Genomic DNA, 17,771 nt, shown 5'->3' with positions numbered 1-17,771 from the left:
GCAGGAGCCCCACCCGCCGCCGGTTTGGAGGACAATGCAGGCCTGATCACCCGCAGGAGCCACGCCCATGATGGAGCGTTACGACGTCGGACCGCGCATGTCCGAAATGACCGTGTACAACAAGGTTGCCTACCTCTCCGGCCAGATTCCGGAGGACACCAGCCAGGACATCACCGGACAGACCCGGCAGGTGCTGGCCGAGATCGACAAGCTGCTGGCACTGGTGGCCAGTGATCGCCAGCATGTGCTGCGCGCGGAAGTGTTCCTGGCCGACATGGCCGACTTCGACGGCATGAACAAGGCGTGGGACGAATGGGTGGTCGAGGGGGCGACCCCGGCCCGTGCCACGGTCGAAGCCAAGCTGGCACACGCCGAGTGGAAGGTCGAGATCGTGGTGACGGCGGCCGTGCCGTAACGGCGGGCGGGTGTCAGCTCCCTTTCCTGCCGGAAGGGAGCTGGCACCGCTACCGTTCCCGCAGCACGATGCAGTCCACCGGACACGGTGGAATGCACAACTCGCAGCCCGTGCACAGGTCGGCGATCACGGTATGCATGTACTTCGCGCCGCCGACGATCGCGTCCACCGGGCAGGCCTGGATGCACTTGGTGCAGCCGATGCAGTCGGCCTCGACGATCACCGCAACCTGCGGCGCCTTGTGTTCGCCGCGCGTACGATCAAACGGCAGTGCCGGCACACCCAGTACCTGGGCCAGTGCACGCGCGCCCGCATCGCCGCCCGGCGGGCAGCGGTCCACGCCCGCCTCGCCGCGCGCCATCGCCTGCGCATAGGGGCGGCAACCGTCATAGCCGCATTGTCCGCATTGCGTCTGCGGCAACAGTCGGTCCAGGCGTTCGGTCAGCGGCGGAATCAGGCTCATGCGTGGCGAAGGCTGCGCGTATGGATCATTTCAGGGGTTTGCCACGGAACCAACGCTCGTGGGCGAGGGCCAGCATCGGCCGGTCCTCTGCGCTGTCGCCATAAGCGTGGATGCGCGTGTAACGCGACAGATCGAAACGGCGACGGATCTGCTCGACCTTGCGAGGACCGCAATCGCCGCCGTGGTACCGGCCGGTCAGGCGTCCGTCTTGGCTTTCAAGGCGGTTGCAGATCAGTTCAAGACCCAGCGTTTCGCACCAGGGACGCAGGTACAGATCCAGCGAACCGGACACGACCACCACGGTGTGCTGCTGTTCCTTGTGCCAGCGGATCTGTTCCAGCATTTCCGGGCGCACCACCTCGGGCAGGAACTCGCGCGAGAAGCCGGTGGCCAGCGCTGCGATGTCGTCGGCGTGGCGCTCGCTGAAGGTGAGGCGGGTGACGCGGGCGCGGATGCGTTCGGCCGAGATCAGTTTCAGCCGGTACGCCGCCAGCCACGGACCCACCTTCCACCACGCCTGCGCAAGCTGCTCGGCGGTGGCCACGCGGCGCAGGAAGCGGCCATAGGTATCGCAGGTGGTGACGGTATGGTCGAAGTCGAACAGCGCCAGTTCCATTCCGATGCCTCCCGTGGTGCGTCCCGTCGTTGCCGTGACCGGCGGGAGCGGCCGTGGCCGCACCCGCGCAGTGCATCAGCGGACCGGCATGCCCGGCTGCGCGCCGCTGTCGGCGTCCAGCAGCGCCAGCGCGCCACCATCGAAACCTGCCGACAGGATCATGCCTTCACTCAGGCCGAAGCGCATCTTGCGCGGGGCCAGGTTGGCGATGAACACGACGCTGCGGCCGACCAGCGCTTCCGGCTCGCCGTAGCTGGCACGGATGCCGGAGAAGATCTGCCGTTTGCCCAGTTCGCCGGCATCCAGCTCGAAGCGCAGCAGCTTGTCCGAACCCTCCACGAACTCGCACACCAGCACCTTGCCGATGCGCAGGTCGAGCTTGGCGAAGTCGTCGATGCCGATGTAGGCCGGTGCCTCGGCGCTGGCCGTTGCGGCACTGGCCGGCACGGCAGCCGCCGGCTTGGCAGCGTCGGCCTTGGCGGCGGGGGCAGCGGCGGTCGGCTGCAGGGTGTCCTTGGAGGCGTCGATCATGGCGTCAATCTTCTTCGGGTCGATACGGGTGAACAGTGGGGTGTAGTCAGCGATTCGATGGGCCAGCAGCGGCTGCGCCAGGTCGGTCCAGTCGGCCACTGGCGCGGCCAGGAACGCCTCGGCCTGGGCGGCGGTGGAAGGCAGTACCGGCTTCAGTGCGGTGACCAGTACACGGAACAGGTTCAGGCCCTGGCTGCACACGGCCTGCAGCTGCGCGTCGGCGCCTTCCTGCTTGGCGATCACCCACGGCTTGACGTCGTCGATGTAGCGGTTGGCTTCGTCGGCCAGGGTCATGGTCAGGCGGATCGCCGCCGCCGGATCGTTGCGCTCGTAGGCTTCGCGGATCGGCGCCAGGCTGTCGATGAAGCGCTGGTACTGGGCGGCATCGGGCAGCTGCGCGGCGAGCAGGCCGTCGAAACGCTTGCTGATGAAGCCCGCGCAGCGGCTGGCCAGGTTGACGAACTTGCCGACCAGATCAGCGTTGACGCGGGCGACGAAGTCACCCAGGTTCAGGTCGAGGTCGTCGACGCCACCGCCGGACTTGGCCGCGTAGTAGTAGCGCAGCGCTTCCGGTTCCAGTCCTGCATCGAGGAAGGTGCGCGCCATCACGAAGGTGCCGCGCGACTTGCTCATCTTGGCGCCGTCAACGGTCAGATAGCCGTTGACGTGCAGGCGGGTCGGCGCGCGGTGGCCGGTGCCGTGCAGCACCGCCGGCCAGAACAGGCCATGGAAATTGACGATGTCCTTGCCGATGAAGTGGTGCAGCTCGGTGGCGGTGCCGGCGCGCAGGTGGGCTTGGAAATCCTCGCCGAGCGTGCCGCACAGGGTCTGGAAGCTGGACAGGTAGCCGATCGGCGCGTCCAGCCAGACGTAGAAGTACTTGCCCGGATGGCCCGGGATCTGGAAGCCGAAGTACGGCGCGTCACGCGAGATGTCCCACGCGCGCAGGCCGCCCTCCGCGTCCAGCCACTCCATCAGCTTGGCTTTCACCCCGGGCAGCGCGACGTCGCCGGCCAGCCATTCGCGCAGGAAGCCCTCGAAGCGGCCGACCTCGAAGAAGAAGTGCTCCGAATCCCGGATCTCGGGCGTAGCGCCGGAGATCACCGATTTCGGCTCCTTCAGATCGGTGGGGCTGTAGGTCGCGCCACAGACTTCGCAGTTGTCGCCGTACTGGTCGGCGCTGCCGCAGTTCGGGCAGATGCCCTTGATGTAGCGGTCCGGCAGGAACATGCCCTTGGCCGGGTCGTAGAACTGGGCCACCGAACGGCGGCTGATGTGGCCGGCCGCTTCCAGCTTCAGGTAGAACGCCTCGGTCAGCGCCTGGTTGGCTGCCGAATTGGTCGAATCGTAGTGATCGAAGGCCACGCCGAATTCGGCGAAATCACGTTCATGGCTGGCCTGGATGCTGGCGATGAAGGCCTCCGGGGTTACCCCGGCCTTCTCGGCTGCGAGCATGATCGGCGTGCCATGGGTGTCATCGGCGCAGACGAACCAGGTCCTGCCGCCGCTCATTCGCCGTGCACGCACCCAGATGTCGGCCTGGATGTAGCCGACCAGATGGCCCAGATGCAGCGGGCCGTTGGCGTAGGGCAGGGCGGTGGTGACGAGCGCGGTACGGGTCATGGTCGCGGGGTGAAGCCGAGGGGAACCGCAGATTATCGCATGCCCGCAACGAGGTGACCCGGCCGGGGCCGGGTCACGGGAATGCACGGACGGGCCGGTGGCTTACTCGCGTACCCAGGTCTGCGCCCGGCAGATGAAGGCGATGCAGCCGGAGACGTCCAGCTTGTTGCCACCCGGCTGCAGTTCCATCTTCGACTTGTAGGTCTTGCCGTTGGCGGGGTCGAGGATGGTGCCGCCGGACCACTTGCTGGCGCCGTCGGCCTTCAGGTTCCAGAGGATGGTCATGCCCTTCACCGGCTTGTTCCTGTTGGCACCCTCACAGCCATCGCAGACCGGGTTCGGACCCTTGTCCGAGTGCAGGATGTCCACCACCTTGCCGGACAGCGTGCCGTTGGCGGCCTGGCTGATCTCGACGATGGACTTCACCTGGCCGGTCTTGTCGTCGATGGTCTTCCAGCGGCCGGCCGCGCCATCGGCGGCCTGCGCCGAGAGCGCCGCCAGGCACAGCGGCAGCGCCAGCAGCAGGGTCTTGAAGGTCTTGCGCATGGTCCCCTCCCAGGGTTCATTCCGGCACGGTGCCGGTACACGCCGACTGTATACCCATTCGGCGGGGTATGGGGAAGGGGGTGCCGGGTCGAGCAGGTGAGTGGGGCCAGATCCTTTCCCGATGGAAAAGGGATCTGACCCCGAGCCATCAGCCGACTTCGTAGAGTTCCAGCGGCAGGCCGTCCGGGTCGGCGAAGAAGGTGAAGCGGCGGCCGGTGTATTCGTCCACGCGGACCGGTTCGCAGTCCACGCCGCAGCTGGCCAGGCGCTGGATGAACGGCTCCAGCGCGGCCACGCGGAAGGCCAGGTGACGCAGGCCCTGTGCCTCCGGGCGGCTGGGCCGCGGCGGTGGTGACGGGAACGAGAACAGTTCCAGCTGGCCGCCATCGGGCAGTGCCAGGTCCAGCTTCCACGAATCGCGCGCGGCACGGTGGTTCTCGGCCAGTACGCGCAGGCCGAGGATGCGCACGTAGAAATCCTTCGAGCGCGCATAGTCGCTGCAGATCAGCGCGGCATGATGGATGCCCAGCAGGGCGGTCGGATCGTCGGTCATTGCAGGATGTCCAGCCAGCGCTGGGCGATCTTCAGCGCCAGCGGATAGGGTTCGGGGTCGTTGCGGTTGCTCAGCACGATCACTGTCAGATGCCGGTCCGGATAGCGCAGGATGACGTTGCGGAAGCCGATGCTTTCGCCGCTGTGCCACTGCATGCGGCCGTTGAGGCGCCAGCCGAAGCCGTAATGCGGTACGTCCGGTTCGGTGGTTGCGGTGGCCGGGCTGAACATGGCCCGCCGCGATGCGGCTGACAGCAGGCGGTCGTCGTACAGTGCGGCATCCCAGCGGGCGAGGTCGTCCAGCGAGGAATAGATGCCACCATCACCCAGCACGGCACTGGTGGTGCTCTGGTCGGTGCGCTGCCAGCGACCGTCGAGCCAGCTGTAGCCGTAGGCCCGCGCAGTGACCGTATCGACGCCGTCCTGGTGGGCGACGGTGTGGGTCATGTGCAGCGGGCCGAAGATCCGCTGCTGCAGGAAGGTGGCGAAATCCTGGCCCGACGCGCGCCCGACGATCAGCGCCAGCAGCGCATATCCGCTGTTGCTGTAGCGGTACGCAGTGCCCGGTGTGAAATCCAGCCGGTCCTCGCGTGCGAGCAGCGCCAGCACGTCCGCATCGTGCACCTGGCGGCTGTCGGCGGGGTCCATCAGGCCCTCATAGTCGGGCAGACCGCTGGTATGCGACAGCAGGTGACGGAGGGTGACGGAGGACGCCGCAGTGGGAAGTTCCGGCAGCCAGCGTCGCACTGGCTGGTCCAGGCCCAGGCGGCCCTCTTCCACCAGCAGCAGCACGGCGGCGGCGGTGAACTGCTTGCTCACCGAGGCCAGCCGGAAATTGCTGGCCGCGGTCACCGCAGTGCCATCTTCCACCACCGCCAAGCCGTACCCGCGGCGGAACACCGCCTGCCCGTCGTGCAGCACCAGTACCGCTGCTCCCGGCACCTGGCCATCGTAGGCCTGCATCAGGCCATCGATGCCCGCATCCGGCGGCATCACCGCCGGTGCGGCAGGCGCGGCCTGCGGCAGCAGGGCCAGTACGGCAGCGAACACGACGGTGGCGGGACGCATGAGGGCTCCGTGGCGATCAGGGGGTGGGCGCGGACCCCGGCGGTTGTGACAGCCATCGTTCCATCTTCCGCTCCAGCACGTCCAGCGGCATCGAGCCGTCCTTCAGCAGTTCGGCATGGAAACGGCGCAGGTCGAATGCCGCACCCTGGCGTGCCTTGGCCTTGTCGCGCAGTGCCAGCAGGGTCGTCAGGCCGGCCACATTGGACAGCGCCTGCGCAGGCTGGGCCATGATCCGCTCCACTTCGGCATTGGCATCATCGCTGCTCATGTCCACGGTCTTCTGCAGGTAGGCGACGGCCTGCTGCTTGCTCCAGCCCTGGGCATGCACGCCGGTGTCGGCGACCACGCGCGCTGCGCGCAGCAGGCGCGAGGAGAGATAGCCGATGCGGTCGTAGGGATCGGTGTAGACGCCCAGCGTTTCCCCCAGCGTTTCCGAGTACAGGCCCCAGCCTTCGATGAAGGCCAGGTCGCCGCCGGCACGCCGGAAGCGCGGCTGCTTGGCCAGCTCCTGCTGCAGACCCAGTTGCACGTGGTGGCCGGGAATGCCTTCATGCAGGTACTGCACCGGCACGTTCCAGCGCTTGCGGCTGGGCAGGTCGCGGGTGTTCACATACAGCACCCCGGCCTCGCCGGGCTGTGTCGGCTGGTAGGAGGCCGCGGCCGCGGTGAGCGCACGCTCGGGCTCCACTGCACGGATGTCCAGGGCAGCCTTCGGCAGCGTGTCGAGCACCTGCGGCAGGCGCGTGGCGACCTGCTGCTGCACCTGGCGGTAGCGGCCGAGCAGCGCGTTGGCGTCGCCATACTGGAACTGGCGATCACTGCGCATGCTGCGCAGAAGCTTGGTCGGCGTGCCGCGCAGCTTCGCATCCTTCATCACTGCGGCGATCTGCGCCTGCAGCTCCTGCACGCGCTGTTCGCCGAGCGCATGCCATTGCGCGGGTGTCTGTTCGCTGGCCGTGGTCTGCACGATCAGGTTGGCGTACCACGCCTGGCCATTGGGCAGGGCCCCCAGACCGCTGCTGGTCCGCGTGGCCGGCAGGTACTCGGTGGCGATGAAGCCGCGCAGGGCGCGGTAGGACGGCATGATGCGCAGTTCGATCATGCGCTTGTACTCGGCACTGATGCGCGCCTTGTCCTCGGCGGAAATCGACTCCGGCATGGTCCGGATCGGCGACCAGAAGATGCTTTCCTCGGCGGTCGGCTTGATCACCGCATCCAGCTGCGGCAGCACTTTTTCCATCAGGTCGCGCGGCTGCACCACCCCGGCCTTCATGCCCTGGCGCATGTTGTCGATGGCCTGGTCGAACAGCGCCGGAATGCCCAGCGAGCGGCGCGACCAGGTGTCGTAGTCCTGCACGGTATTGAACGGCTGCGCACCCGCGCCGGCACCGAGAATGGCCATGATGCTGCCGACGTTGTAGTACTGGCTGATCGGCATCATCCAGCTGGGATACGGCTCGGCGGCCAAGGTCGCGCGCGCGTCGCGCACGAAGATCTCGTAGCTCAGCAGGTCCTGGCCCTGCAGGCCGTCGCTGCCGATCTTCTCGACCTTGCCCAGCCACTCTACGGTGAAGTCATGCGACTGCTGGCGCCACGCCGCGGACAGGATGTTCGGCAGCTGGTCGTTGTAGCGGGTTTCGCCCTGGAAGGTCGCCTGCAGCGGGTTCAACCGCATCGACGCATCCCAGTATTCGTCATAGAGGCGCTCCAGCTGGACCGTTTTGGGCACAGTGCGGGCGGCGGCGGCCGGGCGCGCGGGGGAACGGGTGGCGCTGCGTGCCGGTGCGGTGGCGCGCGCGCTGGGCCGCGCCTTGGGCTTGGCCGCCGGACGGCTCTGCGTCGCAGCGGGCCGGCTGGCCTTCTTCTTTGCAGCTTCGGCCGACGGAACGGCGCTGAACAGGAACAACGCGGCAATGGCGGCGGCCAGGGCGCGGGTGGAATACGGCATCAGGAGCTTCCGTGGAACACAGACCGTGGAGCTTGCACGATCCGGCCGCGTACGGCCAGCGCGGGGGCGCAGTCAGCTGGCGCCCGCTGGGTCTTCAGTCAGCCGCGGCCGCAGCCCGCAGCGCGGCCGCGCGCTCGACACCCAGGTATCGGGTGATCGCACGGCGCATCAGGTACAGCAGGGGAATCAGGGCGATCGCAAAGCCCATCTTGTAGACGTAGTTGACGCTGCTCACCGCCAGGAACAGCGATGTCGGCCACTGCTGCGGGCCGAGCACGAAAGCGATCCAGATCACCACGAAGCTGTCCACCAGCTGCGAGACCGCGGTGGAACCGGTAGCGCGCAACCAGACGTGGCGCTCGCCGGTGGCCTGCCGGATCCTGTGGAACACGGCCACGTCGATCAGCTGGCCGAGCAGGAAGGCCACCAGCGAACCAGCAATGGTCCACATGCCCTGGCCGAACACCGCGGCGAACGCGGCCTGGTAGTCGGGCACGCCATGGGCGTTCATCGAGGTGACCCACCAGCTGGCCGGCGCCAGCGAGATCGCCGCGAAAGCGAACAGGAAGCCGTAGGCGATCAGCACCACCGCCAACCACGAGATGAAACGCACCCCGCGCTTGCCGAAGAACTCGTTGATGGTGTCGGTCATGATGAACACCACCGGCCACAGCAGTGTGCCGGCGGTGAAGCTCAACGATCCGGTCTGGCCGAACAGGTTCCAGTTCAGCGGGTCGATGCCGAGCGTGTCTTCCAGCGCGAAGATCTTCACTCCGATCAGCTCGGCCAGCACGGCATTGCCGCAGAAGAACGCGGCCAGCACGATGAACAGCAGGACCGCGCGGTCCTGCAGCGGGCGCTCGACCGGCGTCGTGCTCATTCGGTGCGTTCGCCCGCGCGGGTGAACGGCACGCTGGCTGGCGCCACAGCACCACCGGAAATGATGAAGCTCATCGCCTGGTCCACGGTCCAGTCGGTGGGTGTGAGCAGTTCCACCGGCACGATTTCAAGATAGCCGGAGGTCGGGTTCGGCGTGGTCGGCACGTACACCGCTGCCAGTTCGCGGTCCGTACCGTGTTCCTTGATCACCCGCGTGACCAGGCCGACCGACTTCATGTCGCGGTGCGGGAAGTCGATCAGCACGACGCGCTGCGTGCTGCCGGGTTCGGTCTGCAGCATGTCCAGCAGCTTCTTGGCGCTGTCGTAGATGATGCTGGCCAGCGGGATCCGCTTGATCACCGCGCCGATCCAGCGCAGCAGGCGCTGGCCGAGCACGCGGCGGCTGGCCACGCCCACGGCCAGGATCACCAGCAGCGTCGCCAGCAGCGCGATGGTGTTCTGGATCCACTCCGCGCGCACCCAGCCCAGGTAATGCGGGAAGCTGGTCGCGATCTGCTCCGACAGGGGCACCACCAGCGGGCTGGAGATGCCCGACAGCAGCACGAACACGAATTTGACCACGACCCAGGTGAGCCAGATCGGCAGCAGGGTCAGCAGGCCGGTCAGGAACAGGCGCTGCAGGGAGGGGCGGGGGACCAGGGAGGGGGCTTCGAGCGACATGGGCGCATTGTAGCGGGCAGCGCTTGCCGATGATGCGGGGGAATGCGGCCGGGATCAGCGTGCGTGCGGCTTCAGCCGCAGGTAGACCTGCTTGCGCACCTGGGCGACCACCTCGCCGCTTTCATCGACCACATCGTTGCTGAACCAGCGCAGCACTTTGCCGCCGCCGGCAGCGTCGGCGCGCAGTTCGTCCAGCAGCGCATCGTCGATGCGGAACGACGTGCGCACGGTGCCGCGCCCCGGCTTGAGGAAGTCGATCGCGCCGGCGCGGTCCCACACGTAGTAGTCGCGGCCGAGAATATGCAGCAGGCCCAGCATCCAGAACGGGTCGGTCATCGCAAACAGGCTGCCACCGAAGTGGGTGCCCACGTAGTTGCGGTTCCAGGGGCGCTGGCGCAGCTCGACGTCGATCTGCCGGTAGTCCGGGCTGACCCGGGTGACGTGGATGCCGGTGAACAGGAAGGGCGGCCACAGGTTGATGCCGAAACGGAACAGGCGGGCGTTCATGTGCATCGCGAGGGCGGAGGGCGGGCCCCAAGTCTAACCATTCGCATGCGTATGTTGTAGCTGTGCGCGGCGCGGCGCGTGTCACCCTGCGGCGTCGATCACGTAGCCGTCGCGACCATTGGCCTTGGCCTGGTACAGCGCCGCGTCGGCACCTTCCACGAAATGGTGGGGTTGCAGCTCGCCGTTGGGGATGCGGGTATAGACGCCGATGGTCAGGGTGATGCCGCCGCCATGGCCTTCGCCCGGTGCGGGCAGGGCGCGGATGCTCTGGATGAGGTCTTCGATCACCTGCCGCGCGCCCTCGGCCGGCGTATCCGGCAGCACCAGCGCGAACTCATCGCCGCCGTAGCGTGCCGCCTTGTCGCGCGGGCGACGCGCGTGGGCGGCGATCTGCCGCGCCACTTCGCGCAGTACGCGATCGCCGACCTGGTGACCGTGACGGTCGTTGTGGTGCTTGAAGTGATCGACGTCGATCAGCGCGAGCGTGAGCGGCTTGCCGCTGCGCCGTGCGGCATCGCATTCCTGCTGCAGCGACTGTTCGAAACGCAGCCGGTTGCCCAGGCCGGTCAGCGCATCACGGTTGGCCAGCCGGTGCCAGGCCGCGATCCGCCATATCGCCCAGGCCAGCAGCACCAGCACGATGCCCAGCATCGCGCTGGCCGGTGCCCACCACAGGTTGCCGGCGCGCAGCAGCGCCCAGCTCAGCAGCGGGGCCAGCGGCAGCGAACAGAGCGCCGTCAGCCAGGGCAGGCGCAGGCCGAGGAGGATCACGCACAGCGCCACCAGCAGGCCACCGATGGCGTCCTGGCAGAACCGTGGCAGGACGTGGATCTGCCTGCCCTGCAGCAGCATCGAGGCGATGTTGGCCTGGTACTCGCTGCCGCTCATCCAGTACTCGCGCGTGGTCGGCGTGAGCAGGCGCGGGGCGATGCCGCTGGCGGTCATTCCGACCACGATGCGTCGCCCATGCAGCATCGCCATGTCCACGTGGCCCTCGAGCACGTCGGCATAGGACACCTGCGGCAATCGTTCCGGCGGGCCGGCGTAGCGCACCCGCACGTAATCGTCGCGGCGCCACTGATAGGGGGAATCGACCTCCGGCTCGGGATCCGGCAGGCCGTCGATCGCGCTGGCGGGCAGTCCGGCCAGGGCCAGGCCCAGCGCAGGCCAATGCGGCTGGCCGATGCCGGCGCGCAGGTACACCCCACGGGCGACGCCATCGCCATCCACTTCGACATCGCTGTGGCCGATCGCCGCAGCGCTGGCCGCGATCAGTGGAATGGGCAGCAGTTCCTCGGCCATGCGGTCGCCGGCTGCCGGCGCCGCCAGCACGGGCAGTACGACGTGGCCATTGCGCCGGATCGCGGCGGCCAGGATTTCGTCCTGGCGGCTGTCGCGGCGGTCGGGTTCTGACAGCATCAGGTCCAGTGCGATGCGTTCGGCGCCGGCGTCGGTAAGGCGATCAAGCAGGCGCGCATGTACCGAGCGCGGCCATGGCCATTGGCCGATGCGCTGCAGGCTGCCTTCGTCGATGGCGATGATCAGCACGCTGGGGTCGGGTCGATAGTCCCAGCCGCCGACCATCGCGTCGTAGGCCGCTTCATCCTGGCGCCACAGCCACTGGCCATGGCTGGCCACGGCGGTCAGCACACCGGCCAACACGGCCAGTGCGATCCGTCGGGACCATGGAAGCGGCGAACGCCTCATAACAACAGCCAGAGCAGCAGCGCACCGCCGCCGCCGGCGCCGTAGCACAGGCGGCAGGGCAGCTTGACCTGCTGCGCGGGCGAGAAATCGCCTGCGTGCCCGTCGTCGTCGATGTACTGCACGCGCACGTGCAGGGTGCCGCTCCATGGCCGCTTGAAGCTGACCTGGGGCTGCTCGACGGTTTCATCGAGCATCGGGCTGGCGAAGTCGCCACGACGATCCACCTGCACGCGGTAGCGCTGGCCTTCGCTGCCGGCCTGCCAGCGCAGGGTCAGTTGGCCATGCGCCGCCTCGGGCGGCTGCAGGGCAGGGTCCACCGGTTCGTTGGTCAGCTGCAGTGGCAGCGCTTGTCCATAGCGCCCCTGGTGGCCGTTGTCATCGCGCGAGGCAACGCGCCAGTAGTACTGGCCCGGCGGCAGGGGCTGCGTCAGGCGCAGGTCGGTACCGGTGCTGGCCTGCTCCTGCAGCGGCTGCGTGAACGTCGGTTCTGCAGCGACCTGCAGCACGCTGCTGCTCGCGCCCGGGGCCTGGGTCCAGCGGAACCGGGGGCGATCGCTGTTGACGGTCTGGCCGTGCAGCGGAGAGACGGTCAACGGCGGCGGCGGTTGGTCGCTGAGTTCGAAGTCGGCACTGGCGTCCAGGCCCTCCACGCCCTGTGCGTCGACCGCACGCAGCAGCACACGCAGCTCGCCGGGCGGCAGATCGCCGATCGCCAGTCGCGTGTCGGCGGTGGTGGCGGCGAATAGCAGGATTTCCGGGGTGGCCGCCTGCACCACCTCCACCCGGTAGTGGTCGGCCCCGGCGACCGGGTCCCAGGCCAGCAGGCTCGGCAGGGGGGCCAGTCTCAGCTCATCCTGACGCAGCGTCGGCGCCGGCAGCAGCGCGGCCACGGCGGCGGGCGCCTTGTCGGCGCTGGCGTTGCGGCTGGCCTGACCCGGATGGACAAGGCGCTGGCCGTGGGTGTTGGCGACCTGCACCCGTCCTTCCAGCACTTCGGTGGCACCGATCCGGCCGGCCTCGCCATCGCCGGCGCTGACGCGGAAGACCGTGCCGCGCACGCTGCTGGTCGCCGTCGGTGCATCGATGATGTAGCGCGATGCCGGGCCACGTGCCGGGGTGACCCGGTTGCTGGCGCGGCCCTGCTGCAGGCGCAGGCGGGTATCGACCATGCCGGTGCGGCCGTAGCGGCTGAGCTGGTCCAGGCGCAGGCGCGAATACTCGCGCAGCTGCAACCGCGAGGCATCGGCGAATTCGAGGGTGATGCTGGAGTCGCCTTCGGTTTCCACGGTGTCGCCGATGCGCAGCTGCTCTCCGGCCCGCACCGCGCGGGTGGCGCTGCCATCGCCGCCCACCAGCCCGACCTTGCCGCGCACGGACAGGACCCGTGCCGGCGCAGGCTCGGTGCGCAGCCAGCTGATCGGGAAGCGCAGCAGCTGGCCCGGCGGCAGCTGATAGGGATTGGCGATGCGGTTGTGCTGCTGCAGCTGCTGCCAGGGCACGGAAGGCTTCAGGTACAGGCCACCCAGGTCCCAGAGGGTGTCACCGGGACGGACCCGGTAGTTCCAGTCCTGTGCGGCGGCGATGGCCGGCAGCAGCAGGAGGGCACACAGCAGGACACGTTGGAGGCGCGTAATGAAAGGCGAAGTGCGGACGAAGGTCACAGTTTGCAGTCCCGGCAATGCGGAGGCGCAGCAGCAAGACCCAATGGCCCCGACCCTCATCCCCCCGAATGGATCGCGGCGGCCGAACGGCCGCCATCGATCACATTATCGCCCGCGTTCAGTGCAGGGATTCTGAACGGGACAGGCTTCCGTTCAGAACAGCAGCGAGGCCATCTTCCTGCGGTACTGCCCGACCAGGTCCTCGTCGGAGATCACATTGAAGGCGTCGATCAGGGTCCTTCGCGGCAATCCGTCCTCGAAACCGCGGTCGATCCGCAGCATTTCCAGGAACTGGGCCAGGGCCGCCTCGTCCTGGCCCTCCAGCAGCAGCTGCACGCCCCGCAGATGGCGCGCCTTGAGGTCGCTGCCATCGGCGGCGATGCGTGATTCGAGCACCTCGGCGGCCGGGGCGTCCTTGAGTGCGGACGCGAAGGCCAGGCGTGCACGGGCGCGCACGGCGCGGTCGTCGGTGGCCAGGTTGGCCGGCAGGCGGTCGATCAGCGTACCGGCTTCATCCACGCCGCCGATCTGCAGCAGGGCCAGGGCCAGGTCGAGCTTCAGCTCGTCCTTGTCCGGTTCGGCGGCGATCTGCGCGCGCAGCACGTCCACCTGTGCCTGTGGGTCCAGCGGTGCTTCCTCCTCGCTGACCGTATCGCCGACATCAGCGGGGACGATGCCGTGCTGGGCCAGGAACTCGCGCAGCTGGCCCTCCGGGATGGCGCCGGGGAAGCCGTCCACCAGCTGCCCGTCCTTGACCAGGAACACGGTCGGCACCGAGCGGATCTGGAAGGCGGCAGCGATCTGCTGTTCCTTGTCGACATCGACCTTGGCCAGCTCAAAGGCGCCGTTGTACTCGCCGGCCAGCTTTTCCAGCATCGGTCCCAGCGTCTTGCACGGACCGCACCAGGTGGCCCAGAAATCGACCAGCACCGGCGTCTGCAGCGACTTCTGCAGGACTTCGGCCTCGAAGGTCGCAGTGGTGGCGTCGAATACGTAGGTCGTCTCGGTCATGGAAGAGGCATCGCTTGGCATCTGGAGAGGGATTCTATGGTGGCGGAACCTGTCCGTCTCAACCCGGGCCGCTGCAAATGGCCGACAATGCGGCCTTCCTGTTGCCACTGTCGTGGAGCCTGCATGTCGTCGCCGTCCCCCTTGCTGCGCCTGTCGGGCGTGATCGCCGCACTCGTCTTCGTGGCTGCGGTCATCGGCTTCGGTGCCGGCCTCGACGGCTATGCGCAGGCCCGCCATCCGGTGGCGTTGCTGGGCGCGCAGGGGATGCCGCATGCCCTGGGCTTCAATCTGCTGGGCTTCATGCTGCCGGGCCTGCTGGCGGTGGTGGTGGCCGAATGCCTGCGCCGGCAGCTGCCGGCCACCGCGGGCTGGGCCCCGCGTGTGGGCAGCCAGATGCTGCTGCTGGCCGGCCTGGCGTTCGCCGCCATGGGCGTGCTGCCGCTGGATGTGGATGACCTGCACGGGCTGGCCAGCCAGCTGCATGCCAGCGCCTGGATGGTATGGGTGCTGGGCTTCGTTGCCGGCGCCCTGCTGCTGGGCACGGCGCGCCTGCGCGACACACAGGGCCGGGCATTGGGCTGGGTGGCGCTGGCCTGTGGTGTGGTTGCCGCGTTGGCAGCCTTCGCCCTGCAGGGCGTGCTGCCGGCGCCTCTGTCGCAGCGGCTGGCCTTCGCCTGCTGGGCGGTCTGGCTGGCGTTGGCGCTGCCGCTGTCGCGGGCCCGTTGAGACGGTCGCGGGGCCGCCACCGGGCCCACAGCCGTCGGACAGGATTGGAGACGTTTGCCGCACTGCGGTACGCTGTACCGCTTTGCCGCCGCATCCGCGTGTTCCATGACCAGCGCTGAACCCAACGCCTACGACCCGCAGCAGGTTGAATCCGCCGCCCAGCAGTACTGGGACGCCACCCGCGCGTTCGAGGTCGACGAGACTTCCGACAAGCCGAAGTACTACTGCCTGTCGATGCTTCCGTACCCGTCCGGTGCGCTGCACATGGGGCACGTGCGCAATTACACGATCGGTGACGTGATCAGCCGCTACAAGCGCATGACCGGCCACAACGTGCTGCAGCCGATGGGCTGGGACGCGTTCGGCCTGCCGGCAGAAAACGCGGCGATCAAGAACAGAACCGCGCCGGCGGCGTGGACCTACAAGAACATCGACCACATGCGCAGCCAGCTGAAGTCGCTGGGTTATGCCATCGACTGGTCGCGCGAGTTCGCCACCTGCCGCCCGGACTATTACGTCCACGAGCAGCGCATGTTCACCCGTCTGATGCGCAAGGGCCTGGCCTACCGCCGCAACGCGGTGGTGAACTGGGACCCGGTCGACCAGACCGTGCTGGCCAACGAGCAGGTCATCGACGGCCGTGGCTGGCGTTCCGGTGCGCTGGTCGAGAAGCGTGAGATTCCGCAGTGGTTCCTGCGCATCACCGATTACGCCCAGGAGCTGCTGGACGGCCTGGACGAGCTGGACGGCTGGCCGGAATCGGTCAAGACCATGCAGCGCAACTGGATCGGTCGTTCCGAGGGCCTGGAGATCCAGTTCGACGTGCGCGACGTCGATGGCAGCGCGCTGGATCCGCTGCGCGTGTTCACCACCCGCCCGGACACCGTGATGGGCGTGACCTTCGTCTCGATCGCCGCCGAGCACCCGCTGGCGCTGCACGCAGCGAAGAACAATCCGGAACTGGCCGCGCTGCTGTCGGAAATGAAGCAGGGCGGCGTGTCCGAGGCCGAGCTGGAAACCCAGGAAAAGCGCGGCATGGATACCGGCCTGCGCGCCATCCATCCGGTCACCGGCGAGAAGGTGCCGGTGTGGGTCGCCAACTTCGTGCTGATGGGCTATGGCACCGGTGCGGTGATGGCCGTGCCCGGCCATGACCAGCGCGACAACGAAGTGGCCAACAAGTACGGCCTGCCGATCGTGCAGGTCATCGCGCTGAAGGATCCGCGCAATGACGACGAGCGCAATTGGGATGGCGCGCGCTGGCAGGACTGGTACAGCGACAAGAACCGTGCCTTCGAACTGATCAATTCGGCCGAGTTCGACGGGCTGGATTTCCAGGGCGCCTTTGAAGCCCTGGCCGAGCGTTTCGAGCGCAAGGCGCAGGGGCAGCGCCGCGTCAACTACCGCCTGCGCGACTGGGGCGTGAGCCGCCAGCGCTACTGGGGCTGCCCGATTCCGGTGATCTACTGCGCCAAGTGCGGCGCGGTACCGGTGCCGGAAGAGCAGCTGCCGGTGGTGCTGCCGGAGGACGTCGCGTTCTCCGGCACCGGTTCGCCGATCAAGACCGACCCGGAGTGGCGCAAGACCACCTGCCCGGAGTGCGGCGGTGCAGCCGAGCGCGAGACCGATACCTTCGACACCTTCATGGAGTCGAGCTGGTACTACGCGCGCTACACCTCGCCGGGCGCGCGTGATGCCGTGGACAAGCGCGGCAACTACTGGCTGCCGGTGGACCAGTACATCGGTGGCATCGAGCACGCGATCCTGCATCTGATGTACTTCCGCTTCTACCACAAGCTGCTGCGTGACGCGCGGATGGTGGACAGCAACGAACCGGCCCGCAATCTGCTGTGCCAGGGCATGGTGATCGCCGAGACCTATTACCGTCCGAACTCGGACGGTTCCAAGGACTGGATCAATCCCGCCGACGTGGAAGTGCAGCGTGACGAGCGCGGCCGCATCACCGGCGCGACCCTGATCGCCGACGGTCAGCCGGTGGTGGTCGGTGGCACCGAGAAGATGTCCAAGTCGAAGAACAACGGCGTGGACCCGCAGGCGATGGTCGGCAAGTATGGCGCCGACACCGTGCGGCTGTTCTCGATGTTCGCCGCACCGCCGGAACAGTCGCTGGAGTGGAACGAGGCCGGCGTGGACGGCATGGCCCGCTTCCTGCGTCGCCTGTGGGCCCAGGTGCAGAAGCATGCCGCCGAGGGTGCCGCCCCCGCGCTGGACGTGGCCGCGCTGGACGGTGGCCAGAAGGCGCTGCGCCGCAAGACCCACGAGACCATCGGCAAGGTCGGCGACGACTATGGCCGCCGCCACAGCTTCAACACCGCGATCGCTGCGGTGATGGAACTGATGAACGCGCTGGCCAAGTTCGAGGACGGCAGCGAACAGGGCCGCGCGGTGCGTCAGGAAGCACTGCAGGCCATCGTGCTGCTGCTGAATCCGATCACCCCGCATGCCAGCCACGCCCTGTGGCAGGTGCTTGGCCATGGCGAGACGCTGCTGGAGGACCAGCCGTTCCCGCAGGCCGACGCCAGCGCGCTGGTGCGCGACGCGCTGACCCTGGCCGTGCAGGTCAACGGCAAGCTGCGCGGCACCATCGAAGTGGCCGCCGATGCCGCTCGCGAGCAGGTCGAGGCGCTGGCCCTGGCCGAGCCGAATGCAGCGAAGTTCATGGAAGGCCTGACGGTGCGCAAGATCATCATCGTCCCGGGCAAGATCGTGAACATCGTCGCCGCCTGATGTACCCCGCACCGGCCGCCCTCCCGGCGGCCGGTGTTCCAGCAACGCGGGGGCATGCGGTTGATGGCCCTGCGTTCACGCGGTCTCGG

At 68.0% G+C, this 17,771-nt stretch carries 16 protein-coding genes; 3 read left to right on the top strand and 13 right to left on the bottom strand.

The genetic code is table 11. From position 1 onward, the window contains the following. Positions 1–67 precede the first annotated feature (67 nt). Positions 68–415 (top strand): RidA family protein, encoded by a 348-nt coding sequence (locus AC5P5M_RS02535; RefSeq protein WP_049426796.1) that lies wholly within the window; start codon positions 68–70, stop codon positions 413–415. A gap of 49 nt (positions 416–464) precedes the next feature. On the opposite strand, the gene rnfB is transcribed toward AC5P5M_RS02535, so the two are convergent. From rnfB to trxA, 13 genes are all read right to left on the bottom strand, one after another. Continuing rightward, positions 465–878, bottom strand: coding sequence for an Rnf electron transport complex subunit RnfB (gene rnfB / locus AC5P5M_RS02530; protein ID WP_080375344.1), 414 nt, complete (start codon positions 876–878; stop codon positions 465–467). A 25-nt stretch (positions 879–903) separates the two neighbouring features. After that, the gene (locus AC5P5M_RS02525; RefSeq protein ID WP_053519943.1) at positions 904–1,494 is read right to left on the bottom strand and encodes an HAD family hydrolase; all 591 of its coding nucleotides are present in this window, start codon (positions 1,492–1,494) and stop codon (positions 904–906) included. 75 nt (positions 1,495–1,569) lie between these two features. Then, positions 1,570–3,648, bottom strand: coding sequence for a methionine--tRNA ligase (metG, locus tag AC5P5M_RS02520; RefSeq protein WP_065174861.1), 2,079 nt, complete (start codon positions 3,646–3,648; stop codon positions 1,570–1,572). A gap of 102 nt (positions 3,649–3,750) precedes the next feature. Further along, positions 3,751–4,194 carry a DUF2147 domain-containing protein gene (locus AC5P5M_RS02515; RefSeq protein WP_053519945.1) on the bottom strand — a complete coding sequence of 148 codons (444 nt, stop codon included), beginning with the start codon at positions 4,192–4,194 and terminating at the stop codon, positions 3,751–3,753. Between the two features lie 148 nt (positions 4,195–4,342). Next, on the bottom strand, positions 4,343–4,747 hold the full coding sequence (gene gloA2, locus AC5P5M_RS02510) for an SMU1112c/YaeR family gloxylase I-like metalloprotein (protein WP_053519946.1): 405 nt from the start codon (positions 4,745–4,747) through the stop codon (positions 4,343–4,345). Continuing rightward, a complete protein-coding gene (locus AC5P5M_RS02505; protein ID WP_180876106.1) occupies positions 4,744–5,814 on the bottom strand; it encodes a serine hydrolase domain-containing protein in 1,071 nt (356 codons plus the stop codon). Before AC5P5M_RS02505 ends, gloA2 begins: the two co-directional genes overlap by 4 nt. A 16-nt stretch (positions 5,815–5,830) precedes the next feature. Then, positions 5,831–7,762 (bottom strand): DUF885 domain-containing protein, encoded by a 1,932-nt coding sequence (locus AC5P5M_RS02500; RefSeq protein ID WP_495205533.1) that lies wholly within the window; start codon positions 7,760–7,762, stop codon positions 5,831–5,833. Between the two features lie 94 nt (positions 7,763–7,856). Beyond that, a complete protein-coding gene (locus AC5P5M_RS02495) occupies positions 7,857–8,642 on the bottom strand; it encodes a queuosine precursor transporter (RefSeq protein WP_053520127.1) in 786 nt (261 codons plus the stop codon). After that, entirely contained in the window at positions 8,639–9,322 is a 684-nt protein-coding gene (locus tag AC5P5M_RS02490) for a DUF502 domain-containing protein (protein ID WP_053520126.1), read from the bottom strand. The genes AC5P5M_RS02495 and AC5P5M_RS02490 overlap by 4 nt, the downstream gene beginning before the upstream one ends. Before the next feature lie 54 nt (positions 9,323–9,376). Then, positions 9,377–9,829, bottom strand: a complete 453-nt coding sequence (locus AC5P5M_RS02485; protein ID WP_065174907.1) for a DUF4442 domain-containing protein — start codon at positions 9,827–9,829, stop codon at positions 9,377–9,379. Positions 9,830–9,910: 81 nt separating this feature from the next. Beyond that, complete coding sequence (locus AC5P5M_RS02480) at positions 9,911–11,536, bottom strand: CHASE2 domain-containing protein (protein WP_164151999.1); 1,626 nt, start codon at positions 11,534–11,536, stop codon at positions 9,911–9,913. Continuing rightward, a complete protein-coding gene (locus AC5P5M_RS02475; RefSeq protein ID WP_414487850.1) occupies positions 11,533–13,197 on the bottom strand; it encodes a FecR family protein in 1,665 nt (554 codons plus the stop codon). The genes AC5P5M_RS02480 and AC5P5M_RS02475 overlap by 4 nt, the downstream gene beginning before the upstream one ends. 153 nt (positions 13,198–13,350) lie before the next feature. Further along, complete coding sequence (gene trxA / locus AC5P5M_RS02470) at positions 13,351–14,208, bottom strand: thioredoxin (protein WP_053520124.1); 858 nt, start codon at positions 14,206–14,208, stop codon at positions 13,351–13,353. A 123-nt stretch (positions 14,209–14,331) separates the two neighbouring features. Here trxA and AC5P5M_RS02465 point away from each other — a divergent pair, with 123 nt between their 5' ends. Further along, a complete protein-coding gene (locus tag AC5P5M_RS02465; RefSeq protein ID WP_180876099.1) occupies positions 14,332–14,934 on the top strand; it encodes a DUF998 domain-containing protein in 603 nt (200 codons plus the stop codon). 105 nt (positions 14,935–15,039) lie between these two features. After that, positions 15,040–17,682, top strand: coding sequence for a leucine--tRNA ligase (gene leuS / locus AC5P5M_RS02460; protein ID WP_495205532.1), 2,643 nt, complete (start codon positions 15,040–15,042; stop codon positions 17,680–17,682). The last annotated feature ends 89 nt before the right edge of the window (positions 17,683–17,771 follow it).

This window comes from Stenotrophomonas sp. YJH_SMC_106-19 (assembly GCF_059368375.1).
The sequence above is the reverse complement of the archived record's forward strand: the minus strand, read 5'-3'. Positions and strand labels throughout refer to the sequence as shown.

Bases quoted from the DNA above. Each gene is read 5' to 3' on its own strand.
- AC5P5M_RS02535 (WP_049426796.1), top strand. From the start codon at position 68: ATGATGGAGCGTTACGACGTCGGACCGCGCATGTCCGAAATGACCGTG.
- rnfB (WP_080375344.1), bottom strand. From the start codon at position 878: ATGAGCCTGATTCCGCCGCTGACCGAACGCCTGGACCGACTGTTGCCG.
- AC5P5M_RS02525 (WP_053519943.1), bottom strand. From the start codon at position 1,494: ATGGAACTGGCGCTGTTCGACTTCGACCATACCGTCACCACCTGCGAT.
- metG (WP_065174861.1), bottom strand. From the start codon at position 3,648: ATGACCCGTACCGCGCTCGTCACCACCGCCCTGCCCTACGCCAACGGC.
- AC5P5M_RS02515 (WP_053519945.1), bottom strand. From the start codon at position 4,194: ATGCGCAAGACCTTCAAGACCCTGCTGCTGGCGCTGCCGCTGTGCCTG.
- gloA2 (WP_053519946.1), bottom strand. From the start codon at position 4,747: ATGACCGACGATCCGACCGCCCTGCTGGGCATCCATCATGCCGCGCTG.
- AC5P5M_RS02505 (WP_180876106.1), bottom strand. From the start codon at position 5,814: ATGCGTCCCGCCACCGTCGTGTTCGCTGCCGTACTGGCCCTGCTGCCG.
- AC5P5M_RS02500 (WP_495205533.1), bottom strand. From the start codon at position 7,762: ATGCCGTATTCCACCCGCGCCCTGGCCGCCGCCATTGCCGCGTTGTTC.
- AC5P5M_RS02495 (WP_053520127.1), bottom strand. From the start codon at position 8,642: ATGAGCACGACGCCGGTCGAGCGCCCGCTGCAGGACCGCGCGGTCCTG.
- AC5P5M_RS02490 (WP_053520126.1), bottom strand. From the start codon at position 9,322: ATGTCGCTCGAAGCCCCCTCCCTGGTCCCCCGCCCCTCCCTGCAGCGC.
- AC5P5M_RS02485 (WP_065174907.1), bottom strand. From the start codon at position 9,829: ATGAACGCCCGCCTGTTCCGTTTCGGCATCAACCTGTGGCCGCCCTTC.
- AC5P5M_RS02480 (WP_164151999.1), bottom strand. From the start codon at position 11,536: ATGAGGCGTTCGCCGCTTCCATGGTCCCGACGGATCGCACTGGCCGTG.
- trxA (WP_053520124.1), bottom strand. From the start codon at position 14,208: ATGACCGAGACGACCTACGTATTCGACGCCACCACTGCGACCTTCGAG.
- AC5P5M_RS02465 (WP_180876099.1), top strand. From the start codon at position 14,332: ATGTCGTCGCCGTCCCCCTTGCTGCGCCTGTCGGGCGTGATCGCCGCA.
- leuS (WP_495205532.1), top strand. From the start codon at position 15,040: ATGACCAGCGCTGAACCCAACGCCTACGACCCGCAGCAGGTTGAATCC.